The organism is Maribellus sediminis (assembly GCF_011799805.1).
GTDB classification, from domain to species: domain Bacteria; phylum Bacteroidota; class Bacteroidia; order Bacteroidales; family Prolixibacteraceae; genus Draconibacterium; species Draconibacterium sediminis_A.
The window spans coordinates 349,659-370,572 of the sequence record NZ_WXUB01000002.1 but is presented as its reverse complement, the minus strand read 5'-3'; the positions used below and the strand labels follow the sequence as shown (position 1 = coordinate 370,572).

Below are 20,914 nucleotides of genomic sequence, written 5' to 3'. Positions count from 1 at the left end.
TGATTTTGAAACTGTTGGCTAAATGCGCCGAAATTTAGATGTCAGTTCAAAGAATATCACCATCCCGTCCCCGTCCGTCAGCTGACGGAACGGGGCCACCCCTCCTCATAAAGGAGGGGAAAATACAGAGTTATTCAAAATAATTCAAAGTACGATATCCCCCTTCCTGCAAATAGCAGTCTTTTTTCATCAGTTTTATGTCCGATTGCATCATATCAGCGATCAAACCCTGCAGATCGTATTTCGGAGACCAACCGAGCTGGGTGTTGGCTTTAGTTGGATCACCGATCAGCAAATCGACTTCAGCCGGTCGATAATAACTTGGATCAACCGCTACAGTTGCCGTTTTCTGATCTTTAATACGTGCTTTTATCTGTTCCAGGTATTCGTCACCAACTTTTTCTTTAAACAGCTTCTCATCCACAGCAGCAATGAAACCTTTTTCTTCTTCATTCTTGCCGGAAAAACTGATCTCGATCCCAACTTCTTTGGCAGCCATTTTTATGAAATCGCGTATTGACGTTGTAATCCCTGTGGCAATTACATAATCATCGGGAACATCCTGTTGAAGGATCAGGTACATGGCCCGGATGTAATCCTTGGCGTGCCCCCAGTCGCGTTGAGCAGAAAGGTTGCCCAGGAATACGGTGTCCTGCATGCCCAGAGCGATTCTCGACAGTGCCCGTGTGATTTTTCGGGTAACAAAAGTCTCCCCCCGGATTGGCGATTCATGGTTAAACAGGATGCCGTTGCTCGCATGCATGCCATATGCTTCGCGATAATTTACCGTGATCCAGTAGGCGTATAATTTAGCTACGCCATACGGTGAACGCGGGTAAAAAGGAGTAGTTTCCTTTTGCGGCACTTCCTGCACCAGTCCGTATAATTCTGATGTGGATGCCTGGTAGATCCGGGTCTTTTTACTGAGCCCCAGCAGGCGAACGGCTTCCAGGATACGCAAAGTACCCAGCCCATCGGCATTAGCCGTATACTCGGGTGTGTCGAAACTCACCTTCACGTGACTCATGGCGGCAAGGTTATAGATTTCATCCGGCTGCACCTCCTGGATGATCCGTGTCAGGTTCATGCTTTCGGTTAAATCTCCATAGTGCAGGATCAGGTTTCGGTTATCCACGTGCGGATCCTGGTAGAGGTGATCGATGCGGTCGGTATTAAACAACGAAGAACGTCTTTTTATACCGTGAACCACATAGCCTTTTTTAATCAGGTATTCGGCCATGTACGCGCCGTCCTGACCGGTAATTCCTGTGATGAGTGCTGTTTTCATTTTATTTAATTTATCAGTTTTGTTCTTAATATTCCCGCGTAATACCGGGATTTTTGTTTTGTGGCATTTCAGGCATGCCTGCAATAGCTTGCAGCAGATCCCGCTTCGTCAGCCATAGGTTCGGGATGACAATTATTCGGTTTCATTATACGAAGCTACGATGTTTTATTTTAAAGCATTGGTGTCCGTTCAGATTTTTCGATGGTAAGCTAAAGCTCCCGTTTAATCATTATTCGATGTTCTTTTGTGTTCAGCGTTCTGTGAGTCAAGGATTGAAGGATTGTTTGAGTTCAGTGTTCAGTGTTCAAAGTTCAGAGTTCAGAGTTTAGTGTTCACTCTGTGAAATTAAGCTGCGCTTAAAATCTTCGATTTATTTCACAGGGTAAAGTTCAAAGAACAGATCTGGAATAGACCATCTTCTGCACTCTGCTCCTGGCAGGTCGCTTTACCGAATGCCCGTATCTTAGAATTGGTTTACAAAACCCCATAGGGGTTACATTATGGTAGCCCCGGCATTCATGCCGGGGTTAATGCGCGTTAGCGAATTAAACAGGCGCACGCTATGGCCATGATCAATGATGCCTGGTTGTTTGCGCCGCAAAGTTATTGGTTTTTTATTGTTGCTGTTTTTGTCGTTACAAACGACCTGTTACCAACCCCTCGTTACAAACGAGGGGCAGAGGAGTTTATGCATTTTGTGTTTTACCGATATTTCCAGCCTACAGCAGGTCGCTTTCCCGAATGCCCGTATCTTAGAACTGGTTTACAAAACCCCGTAGGGGTTACATTATGGTAGCCCCGGCATTCATGCCGGGGTTAATGAGCGTTAGCGAATTAAACAGGCGCACGCTATGGCCATGATCAATGATGCCTGCTTGTTTGCGCCGCAAAGTTATTGGTTTTTTATTGTTGCTGTTTTTGTCGTTACAAACGACCTGCTACCGACCCTCGTTACAAACGAGGGGCAGAGGAATCGAAATTCATTTGCTCTCTGCTCCATGCTCCATGCCCTTTGCCCCATGCTCGTGGCTTGCAACCCTAAACTTATCTTGCGTTTTTCCACGCGCGATTTCCGAAAATGGTCAGCCATACAATTTTCAGGTCAAAGAGGAACTTCCAGTTCTCGATGTATTCCATATCGGTTTTTACACGATTCTCCATGGCACTCAGTTTTCGGGTTTCGCCCCGGTAACCTTTCACCTGAGCCCAGCCTGTTATTCCGGGTTTTACGTAATGGCGGATCAGGTAATGGTTGATCAGTTCCGAGTAATGTTCGGTATGTTTCAGCATGTGCGGTCGCGGGCCCACTACCGACATTGAACCGACAAGTACATTCAGAAACTGCGGCATTTCGTCGATGTTCGATCTGCGCAGAAAACGCCCCAGGCGGGTGATCCGTTCATCGTTGGCAGTGGCTTGTGTAGTGTGGGCGGTATCGCTTACCTTCATGCTCCTGAACTTTAAACACTTAAAGGTTTTATTATTGATGCCGGTGCGTTCCTGTATAAAGAACACCGGGCCTTTTGAATCGAGTTTGATCAAAAGCGCCATCAGAGGAATAAGCCACGATAAAACAAAGAACGTTACGGCCAGTGAAAAAACAAGGTCGAACAGTCTTTTTTGTAGACGATAGCCAAAATTGTCGAGCGGTATTTCCTGGGGATCGATCACCACCAGGTTGCCAAACGATTCCATGTTCATTTGATCGCGGAACCAACGCTGATTTTTGGGAATAAAGCGCAGGCGTACACCTTTGCGGTTACAAATCTGAAGTACCCTTTTCCCCTTGTTCTCGGCATCGTCGCCGTTAAAAAAGGAAATGGAGTAAAAGATCAAGTGCAGGCCTTTGCTGTCGATCAATTCTTCCAACTGATCAGGATGACCAATGATGGCTTCATCATCGGCTTTTTTTGAGCTGATAAAACCTGCAAAGCGATATCCAAGGCCGGGATTACTCTCGATGATGCGCCGGATAAGGTGCGAGGTTTCGTTGTACCCGATGATGGCGGTTTGCGACATGTTGATGTTTTTGCTGCGCTTAAACTTCAGGTAGCGGTATATGATCCAGTACATGGCCATTTTTCCCAGGTAAAAATACACGGAGTATTCAAAAAAGAAGTGACGTGAGAAATTGTGGGGAAGAATGATCTGTGCAATTAAGCCAGCCACCAGGTAAAATACGATCTGCCTTTTGGTAATACGCGTCAGGCGGTTCCTAAAATTATCGCGCAGGAACAGGTTCTTTTTCGAGAACGCAATGTAGGCGATGATCCAGGACAGGTTTCCGTGTAACATATAGATGCTGACAAAGCGAATGTCGCGCAACGATATGCTCATGTCAAGCCAGGCAGTGAAAGCCAGGGCCAGGTTAAGCAGCACCAGGTCAATAAGTAGAAAAGTCAATAATAGTTCAGTTTCGCGGGATTTCATCTTGAATTAAGTTGATAGTACAGTTGTGAAATTTTAAAAATAAATACTCAGAATTTTTATGTTGAATTTTGTAACAGGTTTGAAATTCTTTTTTCGTTGAGGTTTGGTATTACAGGGTGTTGTTTGAACCCGGCTGTGAGCCGGTTCAAGGTGTATCTGCGGTATTGTTTTTTCAGGTGTTTAATCTTTTTCGTATAAATAGTAGTTGAACGACAGCATTGCTCCTAAACGAGCGGTGGAAATACCATTGTCGTACAGGCTTCCGTAGTCGGCGGCCAAAGCTACCGCTATACTTATCTTTTTGGCATTCGGAATCCAGTTTAATTCGCCTAAAGCTGAACTTTGTTTACGCGATGGACTATAGGTCGATCCGCCATTGCCATCGTGATGGCCAAAATTATTGGACCAGGTGAGTAGGCCTTTCCATTGCAAAGTTGAAGACAATGCTCCCCTGGCACCGATGTGAAAACCGGTATAGCGTGTGTTTTCAAAACCCATGCTGATGCCATCTTCAACAATTACCGGTGCAAACAGCGGACTTACCATGGCCATCTGATGGTAGGTAGCGCCCGATTTATAAACGCCGTGGTTGAAATAGGTGTCGCGGCCACGACCGTGTGCACTTCCGTTTTCATCAGGAACCAAATGGTATTTGCCACTCTGGTTTTTTGTGTTAAAGCATTCTAAAACAAGGTCTTCTATCGCTGTTTGTTTGTTTCTGAAAGCGAGGTGCAAGCCCCACAGGTTGTCAACAATATTATCGAGTTCCATTCCTGAACGATCGTCGAAAGGATGGCTGACATAAAGAACTGCGTGTAATTTTTCCCAGGCTTTTTTTATTTGAAGCTGGTATACCCCGTAACCATTTCCAATAACATTCAGCTGATCGGTCATCAGCGAATTTTCGTCGCCGGTGCTGCCAAGTACATAATCGAAATAGGAATCCCAGCCCTGTAATTTTCCATACTCAGGGTGGGAGCCTCCCCACATTACAAAATGTTCCATACCTCCTGTAACTTCTATACTTTTCGCTTGTCCGAAGCGCAGGTACAGGGCTTTTCGGTGCAGGTGTGCATCCTCTGAGTAGCGCTTGTCGTTCAATAGTCCTTCTTCATAAAAACCATTGATGGAGAACCACTTTACCAATACCGGAACAAAACGGTTAAATCCGGCTCTGACGCGCGGGTGGGGTCGGGCATTGCGCGAAGCCGCCAGGTTGCCATTGGTGGACGACAGTCCGGCATACACTTCCTTATCCGCGAAGGCCCCGATTTGTAACTGTAGAAATTTCCAGTTGAAACCTCCAAAGAGTTGTGTAAAACGGAGATCCGTATTATCAGCGATCAGCAGGTCAAGATCAATACCTGCTTCAAACCTGAAAATCGAATCACCGGGTATGTATTGATTAAAAGCTGTTATTCTGAGGTTCTGAAGAACATCGCTGTTTCGGTCATAGTGGCCCAGCTGGTTGGCCCATAACCAGAAAGGTAACTGGTTTTTTGTTCCTGCAAGCGAGTGCGACTCCAATTGTAACGATTGTGCCAATAAGCCACCGGGCGGCAGCAGGCAGACGATAAAAATCAGGAGTATTTGTTTAAAAGCGTTTACAGACATTCAGTGTTATCGTGAATAGATTTTTTATTGTTGCTGTTTTTGTCGTTACAAACGACCTGTTACCAACCCCTCGTTGCAAACGAGGGGCAGAGGAAAAGCGTTTACCGACATTCAGTGCTATAGTGAATTGATTTTTTAATGTTGCTGTTTTTGTCGTTACAAACGACCTGTTACCAACCCCTCGTTACAAACGAGGGGCAGAGGAATGCCCGTATCTTAAAACTGGTTGACAAAACCCCGTAGGGGTTATATTTTGGTAGCCCCGGCATTCATGCCGGGGTTAATGAGCGTTAGCGAATAAAACAGGCGCACGCTATGTCCGTGATCAATGATGCCTGGTTGTTTGTGCCGCAAAGTTATTGGTTTTTATATTGTTGCTGTTTTTGTCGTTACAAACGACCTGTTACCAACCCCTCGTTACAACCGAGGGGCAGAGGAAAAGCGTTTACCGACATTCAGTGTTATCGTGAATTGATTTTTTATTGTTGCTGTTTTTGTCGTTACAAACGACCTGTTACCGACCCCTCGTTACAAACGAGGTGCAGAGGAGATTATTTGTTGTAATTGTCCTAAAATCCTGTTATTCATCGCCCTGCGGCTTTGTTACCCGCCCTGCGAGGTAAATGAAGCTCCCTGCTGCTTTGTAAGGCGTCCTGCCAGCTTGTGAGCTGATCCGGGGGGCTTGGTGACCCGCCCTGTCACCTGGACGGGCGGCCCGGGGAGCCCGGTGAGTCGCCCTGCCGGGCAGGGAAAGCTGTTGATGCGGCAGGGCGGCTTTTTTAGTGACAGGAAAGGGGAGCGGCACTACAGGGCGCCCTCCTCCTATTGCAGGACCGTCTATTCGGCTTCCTCGCTGACCGTGGTGGCAGAACTGCTTCTTTTGCGTTTCTGCCAGTAAGTATTTGTATATCCGCGGTAACGGGCAGAATCGTTTCGGAAAACAAATTTACCCGCTTCCCTGATCGCATCGGCATGTATTTTAAGTAGTGTAAAGGCTTTATCGCGGATCACTTTCGAATCGTTTTGTTCCGCTTTATCACCATTGGCCTCTGCAAGCAGATCGGCCATTTCATCGGCTGTGGTGGCAGCTGTATCCAAACGCGAGAGGTCTTCTCCTATGGCTTCCAGCAGCCCGGGATTCTCCTTGCCCAAAACAGCCAGGTCGTTCAAATCCTGGATCATATCCGCGTGGCCGTAACCTTCGGAAATGGCACGTACCCGGTTAAGCAGTGCGGGATCAAGGCGGTAGGCATAACGCATGGTAGCTAAGAGGTCATCGCGCAGTTGGTAGGCAGCGGGCGAAAGTTCGTTCCATTGCTTTTGAGCTTCCTTCTGGGAACGGAAATTTTTGTTCCAGATCGACTGGGCTTCGCGGCAGGCTCCTGCATAAACAGGTAGTTCACTGATGCTTTCGTTACTGATTCCAACTACATTCAGTTGTGGGGCATCGTCCAATGCCCAGTGATACAGGTTCTCAACTCCCTGGAGGTAACCGGCAACCGGTTCGGTAGGCTCCATCGTTTCCTCCTCGGTGAGGGCGTTGATCTCCGACAATTTTGCATTGTAATCGTCTAGATTCGACATAATTCATTATTTTTAAAATGTTCTTAAATGTGTCCCTTACGGGACGTTTATTAACTCTGCCGGCAGGTATCGCACTACTTGCCGGTTTTTTTATACCTGTTAAAAGCTGAGCAAGTGCTCAACTTCTTATTCTTTCAACTTTCTTCTATTTAAGCAGTCATGTTTGGGAACATGCCTTGGTGTTTTTTGCTTGTTTCGAAACTCAAGTTAAAAAATCCTGAAGAAAGAATCAATTTAAATAGGGTTGATACAGAGTTGATTAAGATAATTTAAAAGTGAATAATGTCGTTTATGTTTAAAGCCGGAAGCTCACAGTACAAGGCTCTCCACAGATCCCTCTTCCGTCAGTTGACGGATGACGGAGTCCGACGGAATCTTTTACTCGCAGCTCGCGGCTGAAGGATTGAAGGATTGAAGGATTGAGTGACTGAGTGACTGAGTGACTGAGTAAGTGTTCAGTATTCAAAGTTCAGATCTGTAATCGTAAATGCCTGCCCGTTCGTTCAGGCGGGGTTAATCCCCGTCCGACTGGAGTCATCCGGGCGGGATCAATCGACATTCGATATTCTTTTCTTCCCGCACAATTTCTCTCTTACCACGTAGTAAATAAACTTTGTATTGCCAACAAGGTAGCGGCGCCACATACGTTTGGGTTCTTTTACCAGGCGGTAGAACCATTCCAGCCCGAGCTTGATCATCCATTGCGGGGCACGTTTAACGGTGCCGGCATAGAAATCGAATACAGCACCGATGCAGCAAACATGGCCGACTTCCAGTTGCTGGAAATGGTGGTAGGCCCATTTTTCCTGCTTAGGAGCGGTCATACCTACAAAAAGCACATCGGGTTGAAAGGTGTTTACGGCCTCAATCATGGCCTTGTTATCTTCCTCCGAAAATTCAGGTTTGTAGGGTGGGGAATAAGCCCCCACTTCTACATTGGGGTATTCTTTGGCTGCCCTTGTTTTAATCTTCTCCAGCGTTTCCTCCGTACTCCCCAAGAAGAACACTCTTCCTGGTCTTGCGGCTTGTGGCTTGTGGCTTGTGGCTAGCCTTTCCATCTCATAAAAAAACAGATCCGCCCCGGCAATTTTCTTCAACTTTTGCCCGGTCAACCGGCGAATGGCCCAAACCACACTGATGCCATCGGGTATTAACACATCGCTGTTTTGCAGGGCTGTTGAAAATTCATTATCCGCCAGCGCTGTATTGTAGGAGTGAGCGTTAATAGTGGAAATCAAAGTCTTCTTCGAAGACAAGCTTTTTAGCTGATTTTCAAAAAGCTTATAGTCTTTTAACATTTGTCTTCAACTACTTTTTTGTAAATACTTACCAATCTATTGTATATCTCTTTTTCAGAATATTCACTGTTCGCTTTATCTTTTCCATTGCTACCTAGAAGGTTGCAATACCTAGGATTATTGTGCAGTAATTTAATGGTCTCCACCAAATCATCTATATTTCCCGGTTCTACAAGCATTCCATTTTTTCCATGTTCAATAATGGATGCCATTGCACCAAGATTGCTTGTAATCACGGGTTTTCCGTGTTGCATTGCCCTTGTAATGACGTTTGGAAAACCTTCATACCATTTTCCGGGAACAACAATAATTCGAGACGATTGATATAAGTCGTCTAATCGTTCTCCTTCGACAAAACCAAGCCATTTTACATTTAAAGGAGATTGTGTAATCAAATGTTGTAAAGATTGATCAACACTACCAGCTATTGCGAAAGAAATTTCAGGCAATTTTTCAGCCGCTTTTAAAAACTCAATAATTCCTTTCTCGAAACTGATTCGTCCAACGTAAGTAACTATATTTTTGCTTTGAATATTTGTCCATTCTGAAATTTTAGGTGTTAACCCCGGCACTATACTTATTTTTTCTGAAGGTATCCCATTTTTAATAAATTTTTGCTTTTGAAATTCCGTTTGAACAATATAATTATCAATGTTCTTCAAAATACCCCAGGATTTTCTAGCAAAAAAATTTCTTAATGCATACCCAGAACTCTTAAAAATATTAATCTCACAATTTTTTAATACACAATGGATTTCACGACCAATTGAAAGGCATTTTTCACAGACTTTACCATTTCTATCCAAATGAAGTCCATTGGGACAAAACAAGCGGTAGTTTGGGCAACGCATTACAATGGGGATACCTTCTTTTTTTATGGCTTTGATTATTGCTGGTGAAATTAGAGGATATAAATTTTGTATCTGAACCACATCCGGCTTGAACGCGTTTAGTTTCTTTCTGATTTTTCTAACTGAAGCAGGATTCCATATGCCTGTGAAAAACGCTAGGATTTTAACGAATGTTGATTTCGTCACTTCAGACGAACTCCGCCTGTACCAATCAATACTGTATCCATTAGTGTCGAGTATTTTTGCAAGACTTTTCACTGCGTATTCCTCACCGCTATTATCATTTTTGTAATTATTATGGACAAATAAGATCCTCATAGTTCTAATAGATTTCCTATTTCTAAATCATGTTTATAGTGAGAAAATTGTCCAAATCCGTTATCAGGATAAAATGTTAATTCTCCAAAATATATTTTCTCATCAACTTCGTATAAATCGACACGAACAAACTTGAAATTAGTAGAAAGTTTACTTGCGATAGAGATCATTTCATTAATCTTAACTGGTTTTAGAGCATCTTGATCATTATTAGGATAACAATGTTGATAGGGAAGTCTATTCCAATTTAGATCATAAAAATTTCTAGTATGGTTTTCAAACCTGTCAAAGTCAACATGAATAAATTTTGGATTACCATTGAAACAATAAAATTTATAGTCCAATAAAGCCTTATTCTCTTTAGATATATTTTTTTCACAAATGATTGCAGGTGGAACATTTTTATAGGGCCACTCTCCCCAGAGACTATAAAAGTTGTTGTTTAACCAATGTTTCATTCTTTTTTTCGTAAGTTTAATATTTAATGATGACTTATCATTGCACACCAAAACCCACCCTGATCCGTGTGTTGCCTTCAGAACAAATTTATCTGGCAATAAATCAAAATTAATTTCATCTGCATCCTTAAATATTCCAATTAGTTCAATCAAATATTCTTTGCCTATTTTATTTTTAACATATTCACGAACAGCATATTTGTCAACTAAATTGGTATAAATAGCTTTTCTATCATAAAGCTTAAGCCAGTTAATTTTTTCATTGAAAGTTTCCGGCTTATTAAAATTTAGCTTTTTTCTATATTTAATTAGAAAACGAATTTTATAGTATAAAAAATCATTGGTTATTCTTCGTAAGACTGTTAATACAATTCTTTTAAATTTATCTATCGAAGTATTCATTTTGGGAAATATTATAGTACTATAAATTAAGAAATTTGATTAGTCCATCCATTCGGTCTTTAAATGTATATGGCATTCTTGAATCGCTAATTGAGTTCCTCTTTGTACTTTTTTTTATAAGAAATTCAGCGAGTAACTTTTCTAACTCTTTTTTATTATGCGGATCGAAAGTTGCTCCGTTCTTTGAATTAATTAGAACTGAAGCACCTGCTGATCTGGTGCATAAAACAGGAATTCCAGCAATTAGTGCTTCATTTACAACTGCACCGAATGGTTCATAGGTGCTTGGCAAAACAAAACAATCAGCAACTAAATACCAAGCATAAAGTTCTGTATGCTCGAAACGACCTGCAAATATTATTTTTTCATGAATCCCTTGATTGTGAGCGAATCTGATTAGTGATTCTTTCTCAGTTCCTTCACCAACAATAATTAGAACAACATTTGGTTTGTTTTTCGCGTAATATGAAAAGACTTCTATCAGGAAATAAAGATTCTTTTCGGGGGCTAATCTTCCTACATACAATAAAACAACCTTGTCCTCAAGTTTATACTCCGAAATATATTTTTGCAAGTAAGTATTGGAATCTTTTAAAATTTTATATAATCGATTTTCGTCTTGAATTATGGGAAATGTTATTGTATTTACTTCTCTAAAATTATTATTATACCATTTTTCTGTTTCTTCATTTCCCAGAATCAAACCATCAATATATTTTAGACTGACATATCTCGCAATTTTTCGTAATAATCCTACATTATTCACTATTTCATAACTATCATCACAGATTGTATAAACTTTTATTTTCGGTGTAAACAATCGGATAAATAATATTGAAATGACAGTTAAAGGATGATATTCAATACAAATTACTATTTCGGGTTTATGTTTAATTATTTGAATTATTTGACCAAATCGAATTATCCTGATCTTATTTTTAATCTTTAAGATAAATCCATTTGTTAAAAATTTTGGATTGAAGTCTAATTGTTTAATAATTTTTGACTGATCAAATTTCTGAGATATAAGATTTTTTGAGTAGAAATAAAAGTTTGCATCAAATCTTTTATTTAGGTTATTAAATAAATCTATTCGATAAGGGGCTATTGTAGGATGGAAAGCAAGTAGTTTTTTCACTGTTTAAATTTTTAAATTTAGTTCTTCAATTTCCATAGCCAAGGACAAATTACTCTTAAGTGATTAGTTAAATAGTGAAAGCAAGCCATAAGAAGTCCATTATGACGTTTTTCATATAAAAAATACTCTTCAGGATTTTGTCCTAAAGGGGAACGAAAAACCTTCCAACGCTGCTTAAATGATTTATCCGGATTACACCAGGTTGATAAGCATTCGTGCTCATTGCAATGACCTAGAATACCTGGTGCAATAAAAGATTGTACTCCCATTTTTCTGGCACGAAGCCCGTAATCAAAATCTCCTAAAGCATGTTTAAACATAGGGTCGTTTGTACCGACTTTTTGATAAACCGATTGTGGAATTAGTACAATATTGCCATTGAAATAATCACACGATTGTATTTCTTTATTTGGATGTAATAATCCTTTTTTTAATCGACGTCCCCCATAGGTTATATGTTCTGTGTTTTTTATAGCGGAAGTCGTTCCAACAATGATGGAATTATGTTGTTTTTCAGCCGAGCTTTCTAGTAAAGTAGTCATAGCGTTGGGAAAAAGAATTGTATCATCATTTAGCCATAAATAGAAATCATAGTCTGTGACTTCTGCTGCGGTTTGCCAAGCCAAATGCATACCTCTGTTCCAAAATAAGTTGCCGTTGCCTTCAATGATGTGAACATCCGGAAATTGCTCTTTTACAGCATCTGGAGTACCATCGGTGCAACCATCATTTACGAGATAAACATCAAGAATATAGCCTCTAGGCAAATTTTGTTCCAACAAATGATGCAAACAATTTAAGGTATTTTCCTTACGATTAAAAACAGTTAGAAGGACTGCTATGGATTTCATTTTATACTAACTTCTTTATGCCAAACAAACTTTTTACCCACTGTTCAAATTCATGATCTGTCATTTGCCTGAATGAAATTGAGAAACACATTCCAATCATTATCCAAAGGAAAAGATAGTTTAAGTCAAAGCGGCTAAAATCTTCAACCCAGGCAAACACCCACCTAAAACTTACATAAATTCCCAGCATTTTCATATAACTATTATTCGACTTGTTAATAGCTTTATTGCTTGCTGAAAAGAAAATAAGGAAATAGAGAAAAACCCCAATTATTCCCATATGTGTGAAAATATTGATAATAGAGACTTCAGAATCGTAACGTTCTCCTCTGTTATAAAAATCAGTATCAGCAAAAGATACAGATTCGTAGCCTCTGGCTAATGAATGTCCTTGTATTATATAATTGTTTTTAATAGCACTTGAAAAAGCTTCAACATAAATAAAAGTACGGGTATCGGAGCCCAATTTTTCTGTTTTACTGGTATTATAAGAATTTTTCACTTCCAGATCAGAAATGCCAGAGATATAATCACCTAATTTAAATATGTTAAAAATGTTCAAAGACGCATAAATTAAAAATAGAAAGGGAACAAGCATCATTAAAAAATGTGTGATTTTTAGCAAACTTACTCTTTTATAAATACCGGTGTAAAAACTTATACCCATTAATAGAGCGATGGAATATTTTATAACCGAGGCTCTTGCTCCCAAAGATCCATATATAAAAATAAAAGAGAAGAATAGCAAAACAATTAGTTTGTTTCTTGCAGGTATTGCTTTTAAAAATAACACTACAAACATAATGGGTATCAGGTATTTTGCAGGAGCTTCAGGTTGCATAATAGGAATGAAGAGAAAAAAAGCAATTAAAGCATAACGAAACCATTTATGAATTGTATTAGCTAGAATTTTTGGATTCGAGAAAACAAAAAAAGACAGGGGTAACAGATATGTAAATAAATTTCCTATAAGCGTTTTAAAGTCCCAATATCCCTTAGATATAAAGATTCCGTATATAGCTTCTGCTAAAACAACATAAATGAATAAGCGAATTTCTCGTGGCAAAGCCTGACCTCTGGAATAGACCTTTCTTCCTTTTATAAAAATTAAAATGATAAAAAAATACAACGTCCACCACACTGCAGTAAGCTTATTGGTGTCGAAATTTAACCATTGAGCAATAGAAGGCAATGTGATGGTAATAATTAAATATGGTATAATCTTACTTATCTTCATAAATCAGGGTCTGTAAAATCTCTCTTTTGATTATTGATTACCAATAACAGGCGTTTTCTACTTTACTGGCTGCTTTTGGCTTTAATTTTCCAGTTGGTTTTACCCAGTGTTCATTAAATAATGTAAGATAAGTGTCTTTTGGTAATTCCCATTTTACCGCATAATCTTTAGCTTCCCATCTATTTCCTTTTATCCCAAATAATAGTTGTAAAGCCCCACCTAAATGAATGGCTTTTTTCCCGTTTCTTTTAACGTGTGCGGCCAAAGAAAAACCATAAGCCCCAGCTCCAATTAGACAAATATCGTACTCTCTTTTGTCAATTTCATCTTTCATATACTCCAGTGCTTCAAACCAATCTTTAAATTCCTGGTTGACCCCCCCCATGCTTTGAACAGCTTTAATTGTTTGTAACTGGAATTCTGGCAAAACATCAGAATTGGTAAAAAGTAAATTTCTGTTTTTATACTGCTTTTCGATTAGTTCAGCAAAAGGATGAACAACAAGTACTTTTTTCCCTTTCAGACATCTACTCCACGGGAGAACAGCAGTGTAAGGCTCAAGTAAAACCAGCTTAACTTTTTTTGCCGCTTTTGTACTTTCTTCAAAATACCTTTCATTAGATAACCAACTTCCCAATATATCCACCTCTTTCATATCGTCCAGCATTAGTTCACAGAACTGTTCAATTTTACGTTGGGTGGGTGGGAAAAAGCCTGCGTTATTTTGCATATGGTTCAACAATTTATTATTCCACCACCACTGTTCTTTTTTGCCTTGGATATATTTCAAATAATTTCTATCTGTTTGTTTTACATTCAAATAATTCACGACAGTGCTTAGCTCAAAACCACCGAAACGAGCAATCATGCATGGTTTATTGCCTATGAGCTTGTTATAAATTATTTGAGAGACCTTTTCTGGATCTTCTACGCATTTTGGTTTAGACAAAGCTTGTGTCTTAAAGAGTTTACCATATATTTTACGCAAGATTTTTAGGGTATAATTGACAATTTGGTTCATTTATTTTACAATTAAATTTCCTTCATTATCTGCCAATATCCAATCTTTAGTATCGGGATATCCGTGCCAAAATTCTTTTGGGCACACTTTGATCCCTTGATTTAATAAGGCAGGTTTATACGAGAAAGAACTTTTACTCGTAATCAGTAAGTCGGCAAATACCATGTGTAAAAAGCTTTCTTTTGCCCCCATATCCATGCACCAATGCAAGTTTTTGAAACTGTCAAATTCGGGATAATCTTCGGGTTTACCCTGTGAGAAAAAGTACATATGAACAGGCTTTGTCGTATGAACTTGTTTTATAGCATTATTCAATGTATTCAAAAAATAATCATTGCTAATAAATCGCATTTGTAAGTTTGGATTGTGTGGATCGGAAAGTATATCACCTCGGCGAACATGTATAGCAATATTAAAATGATCAGGTGAATAAATTAATTGATCTTTTTTCCGGGCATGCGATTTAAAAAATTTTCGTTGTATGTCGTCCATTACACCAAACTGATCGCTATAAGACTGATCCTGTTCACAAATAAAAACCACCTTTTGACCGGCATAGGAAGCGATTATTTTTTTAGTTCGTTCTACTTCTTCTGTTTTGTTTTCACCAAACAATGGTAATCTTCTCTTTTTATATCCATTTCTTATAAGGGCATCTACTGTTATCTCGTCTTGTCCAAATCCCAGGAAATCTTCCCATGCCTGATCAGAAAATGCAATATTTGCGAATTTGAGTTCAAACTTTTTTGCAAACCAATAACCAGCTATCCAGTTGGCCATTTGGTGACCAATACCTGCTCCGGGATTTGGTCGTGCGGAAAAATAGATTTTATTAGAATTGATATCTTTTCTGGAAATATGAAAAATATAATGCCAATAACTACGATATAATAAGCAATAGAATCGAGTTGGTGTGGCGTATGCAACAACCTTACTCCAGAGTTTTCGTCTGGCTTTCAAAATGAAGATATCTATTTTTGAATTTATCTTTTCCATAAGTCCCAGTAGCTTCCTCTTAATCCGGTTGACCAGATAGTTAATTTAAGTTTAACTCTAAATATTAAGGAGTTGTATCCATCTACGTAACATCCACGCTTATCGAAGTTGACTTTTAGTTCTTTTGCTCGGATGAAATCAACAGCATTATCCAACCATTTTCCCTGGTGCAAACAACCTTTTAAATCGTATTGTATTGGCCTTTCTAGGTCCTGCTTCAAACAAGCTAATCTTATTTTCATTTTTTCTGCGCGTTTGGAACCATACCACTCCGACATCCACGGATTTTCGTGAGGTAAAGCCATTTCTCTAAGTATTATTTTTTTCCAAAATGCAACTTGATACGAGAACATAACATAAGGCGCTGGTGGAATAACATTGTTGAGTTCCGGATGTACGGATGGGATTTGATTTGGATAATTTTGATGTACCAGGCAAAGTGTATCCAGGTTTTCTGATACAAAATAATTGTAGTATTCTTCCAATTTGTAAGGTCGTACTTTATCCATGAAAATATAATCGATCATAATTAGGAGTACGTGATCAGTTGGTACTTTATCTAGACCAGCCCGAAAAGTTTTTCCAAAACTTCCCAGTTTGCCAACTCTTGTACAAACGATATTTAATCCTGGATGACTATATTCTTTTTCTTCTGTATTCAGGTAGATTACTCCATTAAAGTCGTGCCAGTTCATCTGAAATAAGTCGAAGAAGAGTGGCCAGATGTCGGAATAGGCATCTGACGAGGAAATAAAAACCGAATAATTTTTCATTAATGAGTATTAGTGAATTTCATAAAATTTTCTTCTAAAATCTTAATTGAAAGACGTTCATCCTTTGTATAGAACAACTCCTCCTGCTTGATTTGCTCATTAAGTGTAAGTCTGAATTTCAGAAATTTTGCCGGATTTCCTCCAATAATTGAATAAGGGGGATAATCTTTGTTTTTTACACAGACACTTCCCGCGGCTATAATACATCCTCTTCCTATAATAGTCCCTGGACAAAGAGTGACGTTTGCTCCAATCCAAACATCTTCGTTTACGAGTACATCATTGGATTCAAATCATCCCAGTCTTGTAATTCAGGTCTTTGTCCAACAGATTCATATTTATGGTTAAAAGTTATAGCTGTCAAGTTTGGGCCAACTGAGCAATTGCGTCGCATCGTGAATTTACCTATTTGGCAAACAAAATTCGCGCAAACATTTATACCGCAATTTTCATGTATAAAAACATTTTGCTTTGTTCCCCAAAATGGTGTACGAATATTCGAAGTCGGAACAAAATAGCCGAAACGGTCTTTTCTTGAGGAAAAAAGTCATTTTAATTCCATTTAATCCATCCAATATTATTTGTTTTAAGATCTTATTATTAATCATAGTTATGTTTAAGAATCTTTTTAAGCCTTTGTAGAATAAAGTCATTAATTCTTAATCTTTCCTGTTGGTTAAGTCCAAGAAGATAAGAAAGTACACCGAAGGATAGGAACGATACAAAGGTTACAATAATCATTCGGGCTAAAGAAATATCGAAAAATGACTGCAATATATAGCCAATGAGCAATGTTAAAATTATTACAAGCGCACTTCTCATAAATACATCCGTTATGAATTCTACCAAAGGCATATTACAGTAGTATTTACAATACCAAACTTTATAAAGTGTAATGCCAAAGGCCCCAATGATCGCAACAATGCGAAGAGTTTGTGGTGGAAATCCTATTATATAAGCGAGAAACAAAAGGAATATCTCAGAATACAGAATTATTGAAACAATGATATTATACTGCTTTATTTTACCTATAGCCGAAATTGATGTACCTAATGGCATTGTTATTTCTTCAATAAGTACCTGAATAAACATTAGCTGAAGAAAGATTTCCGTGTACGGTGGTACTTCTTTTAACCATAACTTCAAAATAAAGGAAGTTTCGAGTATAAAGGGAATTGCAAAAAAGGAATATAACAAAACAGAAAGCTTGCCCGCAGTGAAAGTCACTTTAAACATCTGATTCCGATTTCCCTGTCCCTCACTTTTAACGATTACAGGATTCACGGCTTTCATCATGTTATTTGAAAATGCCATTAACTGTCCATTAAGTTGTCCACATATTCCATTTGCGGCATTTAAAACAGGACCGAAGAAGTTGTTAAGAATTATATTTGTACCGTATCCGGAAATTATACCTGAAGAACTGCCAAATAAACTCCATCCTGCAAAGGAAGTCATCTCTTTCATCAAATCTTTGTCCCAGTATTTTCGTGGGGCATAAACGCATTCAGAATAATGTTTATGCGTGTATACCCGCATGATCAACATTACAGTCAGTGAAATACCTGCCATTAAGACTCCGTACATAATTAGTTTGTCGAGAATGGTGTTGACTACTATTAAAGCAACAGCTAACTTTAACAGTGATTCAATTACACCCACTATAGCAAAATACAGCATATTTTCATGAGCGTTGAGTACGGCCTGGTAGGGAACGGTCATCACTGTAAGCATGGTGCTTACTATCATAAAATAGTAGATCAGTTTTGCCGCATACATACGTTCTTCAGGGATTGTAAGAATGCTGTTAAAAAAGAAATAGCCGGCAATAAGCAGAACAATGCCAAGAACTATAGCAATAAAAAAATGAAGTACAATAGCTACATTAAAAATGCTTTTTTGTTTTTCAATTTTCCCTTCACCTTCGGCGTAAGACATAAATCGCTGTGTGGCCGCTGTCATGGCGGCATTCAGAAAACCCATCATGGCAATGGCGCCACCTACTACATTAAAAATACCAAAGTCCTCGGCTCCCAGGGCGTTTAAAATCAAACGCGTGGTGTAGAGCGAGATAAACATGGTAATCCCCATGCGGGCATACAAAAAGCCGGTATTTTTTATTACTCGGTTGGCGGTGCTCACTTTTTTTGTTCAGAGTTTAGTATTAAAAGTTCAGAGTTCAGTGTTCAGAGAACAAATCTGCAATCGTAAATCGTTAATCATCAATCGATATTCCTTTGCTTGTCGCTCAATTTTACAATTTAACAGTTTTACAATTTATCAGTGTTCATTGTTCAGTTTTCAGTCGCAGTTGCCAGTCTCATTGATTGAGGGACTGAAGGATTGAAGGACTGAGTTAATGCATGAATGCGAAAATGCTTTAATGTTGTAAGCACGAAGATCAGTGTTCAGTCGCAGTATTCAGGGTTTAATTTCCAATTCTCACTACTCATGTCTCATTACTTTTCTTCGTATTTGCAATCGGTATTCGGTTCTTCGTTGCGTGAGATCCCTCTTCCTCGCTGGTGCTCGTCATCGGGATGACAAGATATTTTTATGTTGAGGCGGCGCGCGATACGATTTTATTAGATTAAATTCATTCTACGCCGCCGGATTTTATACCATTTTTTGTCATTCCGAGGGAGGTACGACCGACGGAATCTCTTGCTTGATACTCGATACTCAGTACTTCCGACTCAGTACTTGCTACTTGCAGCTCGCGGCTCGAAGTTGAAGGACTGAAGGACTGAAGGACTGAAGGATTGAGTTCAAGGTAAAAGTAAAAAGTTAAAAGGCAAAAGGTCTGTGTCAAGGCAAAAGGCAAAAGGATAAAGTAAAATGTCCAATATTCAATGTTCAACTCCCAAATCTCACTACTCTGTACTTCATACTCGCAACTCGTGGCTCGAAGCTCAATTTTACAATTTATCAGTGTTCATTGTTCAGTTTTCAGTCGCAGTTGACAGTCTCAGTCTCAGTCTCAGTGATTGAGGGACTGAAGGATTGAAACTGGATACTCGATGCTTGATTCTCGATCTCACTACTTACTACTCACTACTCAGTACTTGCTACTTGCAGCTCGCGGCTCGTGGCTCTTCTTTACAGTATCTCACTTGGATCCCAGCGTACTTCCGGAATTATCCTTTTCAGCATCTCGCGAACGGTTTCGTTAATGTCGGGTTGGGTATTGTCGACGTGCAGGAAGGGCTTTTCAGGCACTTCAAAAGGCGAGGAGATACCCGTAAAGTTCGGGATCTCGCCGGCACGGGCTTTTTTATACAGCCCTTTGGGGTCGCGTTGCTCGCACACTTCCAGCGGAGTATCGATAAACACCTCCAGGAAATCCGCTTCGCCAATGATCTCGCGGGCCATATTGCGCATTGCGTTGGTAGGGGAGATAAAGGCACAGATCAGGATAATGCCGCAGTTCATAAACAGTTTACCCACCTCGGCTATCCGCCGGATGTTCTCCATACGGTCGGCATCGGTAAACATCAGGTTTTTATTGATCCCCGAACGAACGTTGTCGCCGTCGAGGATCTGGCAGAAATAGTTGAGCTCAAAAAGTCGTTTTTCGAGGGCACTGGCCAGGGTGGTTTTCCCTGAACCACTTAAACCAGTCATCCAGATAACCTTGCCACGCTGTTTCAAATAGACCTCTTTGGCGCTTCTGTCTTTTATACTATCAAATGTTGTGTAGATATGGTCTGTCATTGTTAAAGTATTTTCTGTTGAGATGTTAACTTCAATTCGGATACTTCAGCGCTTTTTTGTTGCTTTTGTCCTGCCCCGGTATATCGTCGGGATTTCATTACACTCAACCAAACGGGCTTAAACATTTGTGACCGAAAAGTTACAAAAAAAGTCAAGGCTGTGTTTTGTTCGCTCCAAAAAGCTACGCCAAGAGGCTAAAATCAATGAAATCGTCTTTCCAAAAGAGGTATAGCCTTTCACGATTTACCGGAAACCAACGGAATCTTTTATTTCACTATCCGGAGTTCAGAGTTCAGAGTTCAGTGTTCAGTTTTCAGTCGCAGTTGCCAGTCTCAGTTTACAGTCGCAGTCTCAGTCCCAGTTTACAGTGACTATTGACAAATGACCAGTGACAAATATTCAATTCTCAATTTCCAATTCTCACTACTCATGTCTCATTACTTTTCTTCGTATCTGCAATCAGTATTCGGTTCTTCGTTGCGTGAGATCCCTCTTCCTCGCTGGTGCTCGTCATCGGGATGACAAGATATTTTTATGTTGAGGCGGCGCTTGAAACATTTTTAATCGATTAAATTCATTGTGCGCCGCCGGATTATATTTTATAGTTGTCATTCCGAGGGAGGTACGACCGACGGAATCTCTTGCTTGATACTCGATACTCAGTACTTCCGACTCAGTACTTGCTACTTGCGGCTTGCGGCTCGAAGTTGAAGGATTGAAGGACTGAGTTAAAGGCAAAAGGACAAAGGCAAAAGTTTAAAGTTCAGAGTTCAATGTCCAAATGGCCGGTGATTCTTGTCTTGATGCTTGATTCTAGATATTTGATACCCTGTACTCATTATTTGTTTTTTTGCTTTCAGCTCCATGCTCTTTACTCTTCGCTCTTTGCGTTGTGCTCTCTACTTGTTTATGCGCTAAGCGGCTGTGATTCGCTAAGCGCA

Annotated in this window: 16 protein-coding genes and 1 pseudogene; 1 reads left to right on the top strand and 16 read right to left on the bottom strand. The window is 39.7% G+C overall.

Annotation, left to right across the window (positions count from 1 at the left end; translation table 11 throughout):
- Window positions 1–130: 130 nt before the first annotated feature.
- Entirely contained in the window at window positions 131–1,288 is a 1,158-nt protein-coding gene (gene gmd, locus HFD85_RS08175; protein ID WP_167607530.1) for a GDP-mannose 4,6-dehydratase, read from the bottom strand.
- A gap of 562 nt (window positions 1,289–1,850) precedes the next feature.
- Between gmd and HFD85_RS08170 the strand changes: the two genes are divergently transcribed.
- A complete protein-coding gene (locus HFD85_RS08170) occupies window positions 1,851–2,084 on the top strand; it encodes a hypothetical protein (protein WP_167607528.1) in 234 nt (77 codons plus the stop codon).
- Window positions 2,085–2,332: 248 nt separating this feature from the next.
- Here the strand turns inward: HFD85_RS08170 and HFD85_RS08165 are convergent, their stop codons facing one another.
- The 15 genes and pseudogenes from HFD85_RS08165 to cysC form a co-directional block, all read right to left on the bottom strand.
- Window positions 2,333–3,718 (bottom strand): exopolysaccharide biosynthesis polyprenyl glycosylphosphotransferase, encoded by a 1,386-nt coding sequence (locus tag HFD85_RS08165; protein WP_167607526.1) that lies wholly within the window; start codon window positions 3,716–3,718, stop codon window positions 2,333–2,335.
- A gap of 180 nt (window positions 3,719–3,898) precedes the next feature.
- Window positions 3,899–5,332, bottom strand: coding sequence for a capsule assembly Wzi family protein (locus HFD85_RS08160; RefSeq protein WP_167607513.1), 1,434 nt, complete (start codon window positions 5,330–5,332; stop codon window positions 3,899–3,901).
- 837 nt (window positions 5,333–6,169) lie between these two features.
- Window positions 6,170–6,916, bottom strand: a complete 747-nt coding sequence (locus tag HFD85_RS08155) for a hypothetical protein (protein ID WP_167607511.1) — start codon at window positions 6,914–6,916, stop codon at window positions 6,170–6,172.
- Between the two features lie 548 nt (window positions 6,917–7,464).
- A complete protein-coding gene (locus tag HFD85_RS08150) occupies window positions 7,465–8,214 on the bottom strand; it encodes a WecB/TagA/CpsF family glycosyltransferase (RefSeq protein WP_167607508.1) in 750 nt (249 codons plus the stop codon).
- Entirely contained in the window at window positions 8,208–9,383 is a 1,176-nt protein-coding gene (locus tag HFD85_RS08145; protein ID WP_167607505.1) for a glycosyltransferase family 4 protein, read from the bottom strand. Before HFD85_RS08145 ends, HFD85_RS08150 begins: the two co-directional genes overlap by 7 nt.
- Window positions 9,380–10,243, bottom strand: coding sequence for an ATP-grasp fold amidoligase family protein (locus tag HFD85_RS08140; RefSeq protein ID WP_167607502.1), 864 nt, complete (start codon window positions 10,241–10,243; stop codon window positions 9,380–9,382). The genes HFD85_RS08145 and HFD85_RS08140 overlap by 4 nt, the downstream gene beginning before the upstream one ends.
- Before the next feature lie 19 nt (window positions 10,244–10,262).
- Window positions 10,263–11,381 carry a glycosyltransferase gene (locus HFD85_RS08135; RefSeq protein ID WP_167607499.1) on the bottom strand — a complete coding sequence of 373 codons (1,119 nt, stop codon included), beginning with the start codon at window positions 11,379–11,381 and terminating at the stop codon, window positions 10,263–10,265.
- Window positions 11,382–11,398: 17 nt separating this feature from the next.
- Window positions 11,399–12,232 carry a glycosyltransferase family 2 protein gene (locus HFD85_RS08130; protein ID WP_167607496.1) on the bottom strand — a complete coding sequence of 278 codons (834 nt, stop codon included), beginning with the start codon at window positions 12,230–12,232 and terminating at the stop codon, window positions 11,399–11,401.
- Window position 12,233: 1 nt separating this feature from the next.
- Window positions 12,234–13,469, bottom strand: a complete 1,236-nt coding sequence (locus HFD85_RS08125; RefSeq protein WP_167607493.1) for a hypothetical protein — start codon at window positions 13,467–13,469, stop codon at window positions 12,234–12,236.
- Window positions 13,470–13,506: 37 nt separating this feature from the next.
- Window positions 13,507–14,490: a hypothetical protein gene (locus tag HFD85_RS08120; RefSeq protein ID WP_167607490.1), complete on the bottom strand. Its 984-nt coding sequence runs from the start codon at window positions 14,488–14,490 to the stop codon at window positions 13,507–13,509.
- Complete coding sequence (locus tag HFD85_RS08115) at window positions 14,491–15,486, bottom strand: hypothetical protein (protein WP_167607487.1); 996 nt, start codon at window positions 15,484–15,486, stop codon at window positions 14,491–14,493.
- Window positions 15,474–16,259 carry a hypothetical protein gene (locus HFD85_RS08110; protein WP_167607484.1) on the bottom strand — a complete coding sequence of 262 codons (786 nt, stop codon included), beginning with the start codon at window positions 16,257–16,259 and terminating at the stop codon, window positions 15,474–15,476. The genes HFD85_RS08115 and HFD85_RS08110 overlap by 13 nt, the downstream gene beginning before the upstream one ends.
- Window positions 16,259–16,525: pseudogene (locus HFD85_RS21890) on the bottom strand (LbetaH domain-containing protein); the annotation flags it as partial. The gene HFD85_RS08110 and the pseudogene HFD85_RS21890, both read right to left, overlap by 1 nt.
- A gap of 334 nt (window positions 16,526–16,859) precedes the next feature.
- Complete coding sequence (locus HFD85_RS08100) at window positions 16,860–18,401, bottom strand: oligosaccharide flippase family protein (protein ID WP_206081911.1); 1,542 nt, start codon at window positions 18,399–18,401, stop codon at window positions 16,860–16,862.
- A 957-nt stretch (window positions 18,402–19,358) separates the two neighbouring features.
- Complete coding sequence (gene cysC / locus HFD85_RS08095) at window positions 19,359–19,973, bottom strand: adenylyl-sulfate kinase (protein ID WP_167607481.1); 615 nt, start codon at window positions 19,971–19,973, stop codon at window positions 19,359–19,361.
- Between the last annotated feature and the right edge of the window lie 941 nt (window positions 19,974–20,914).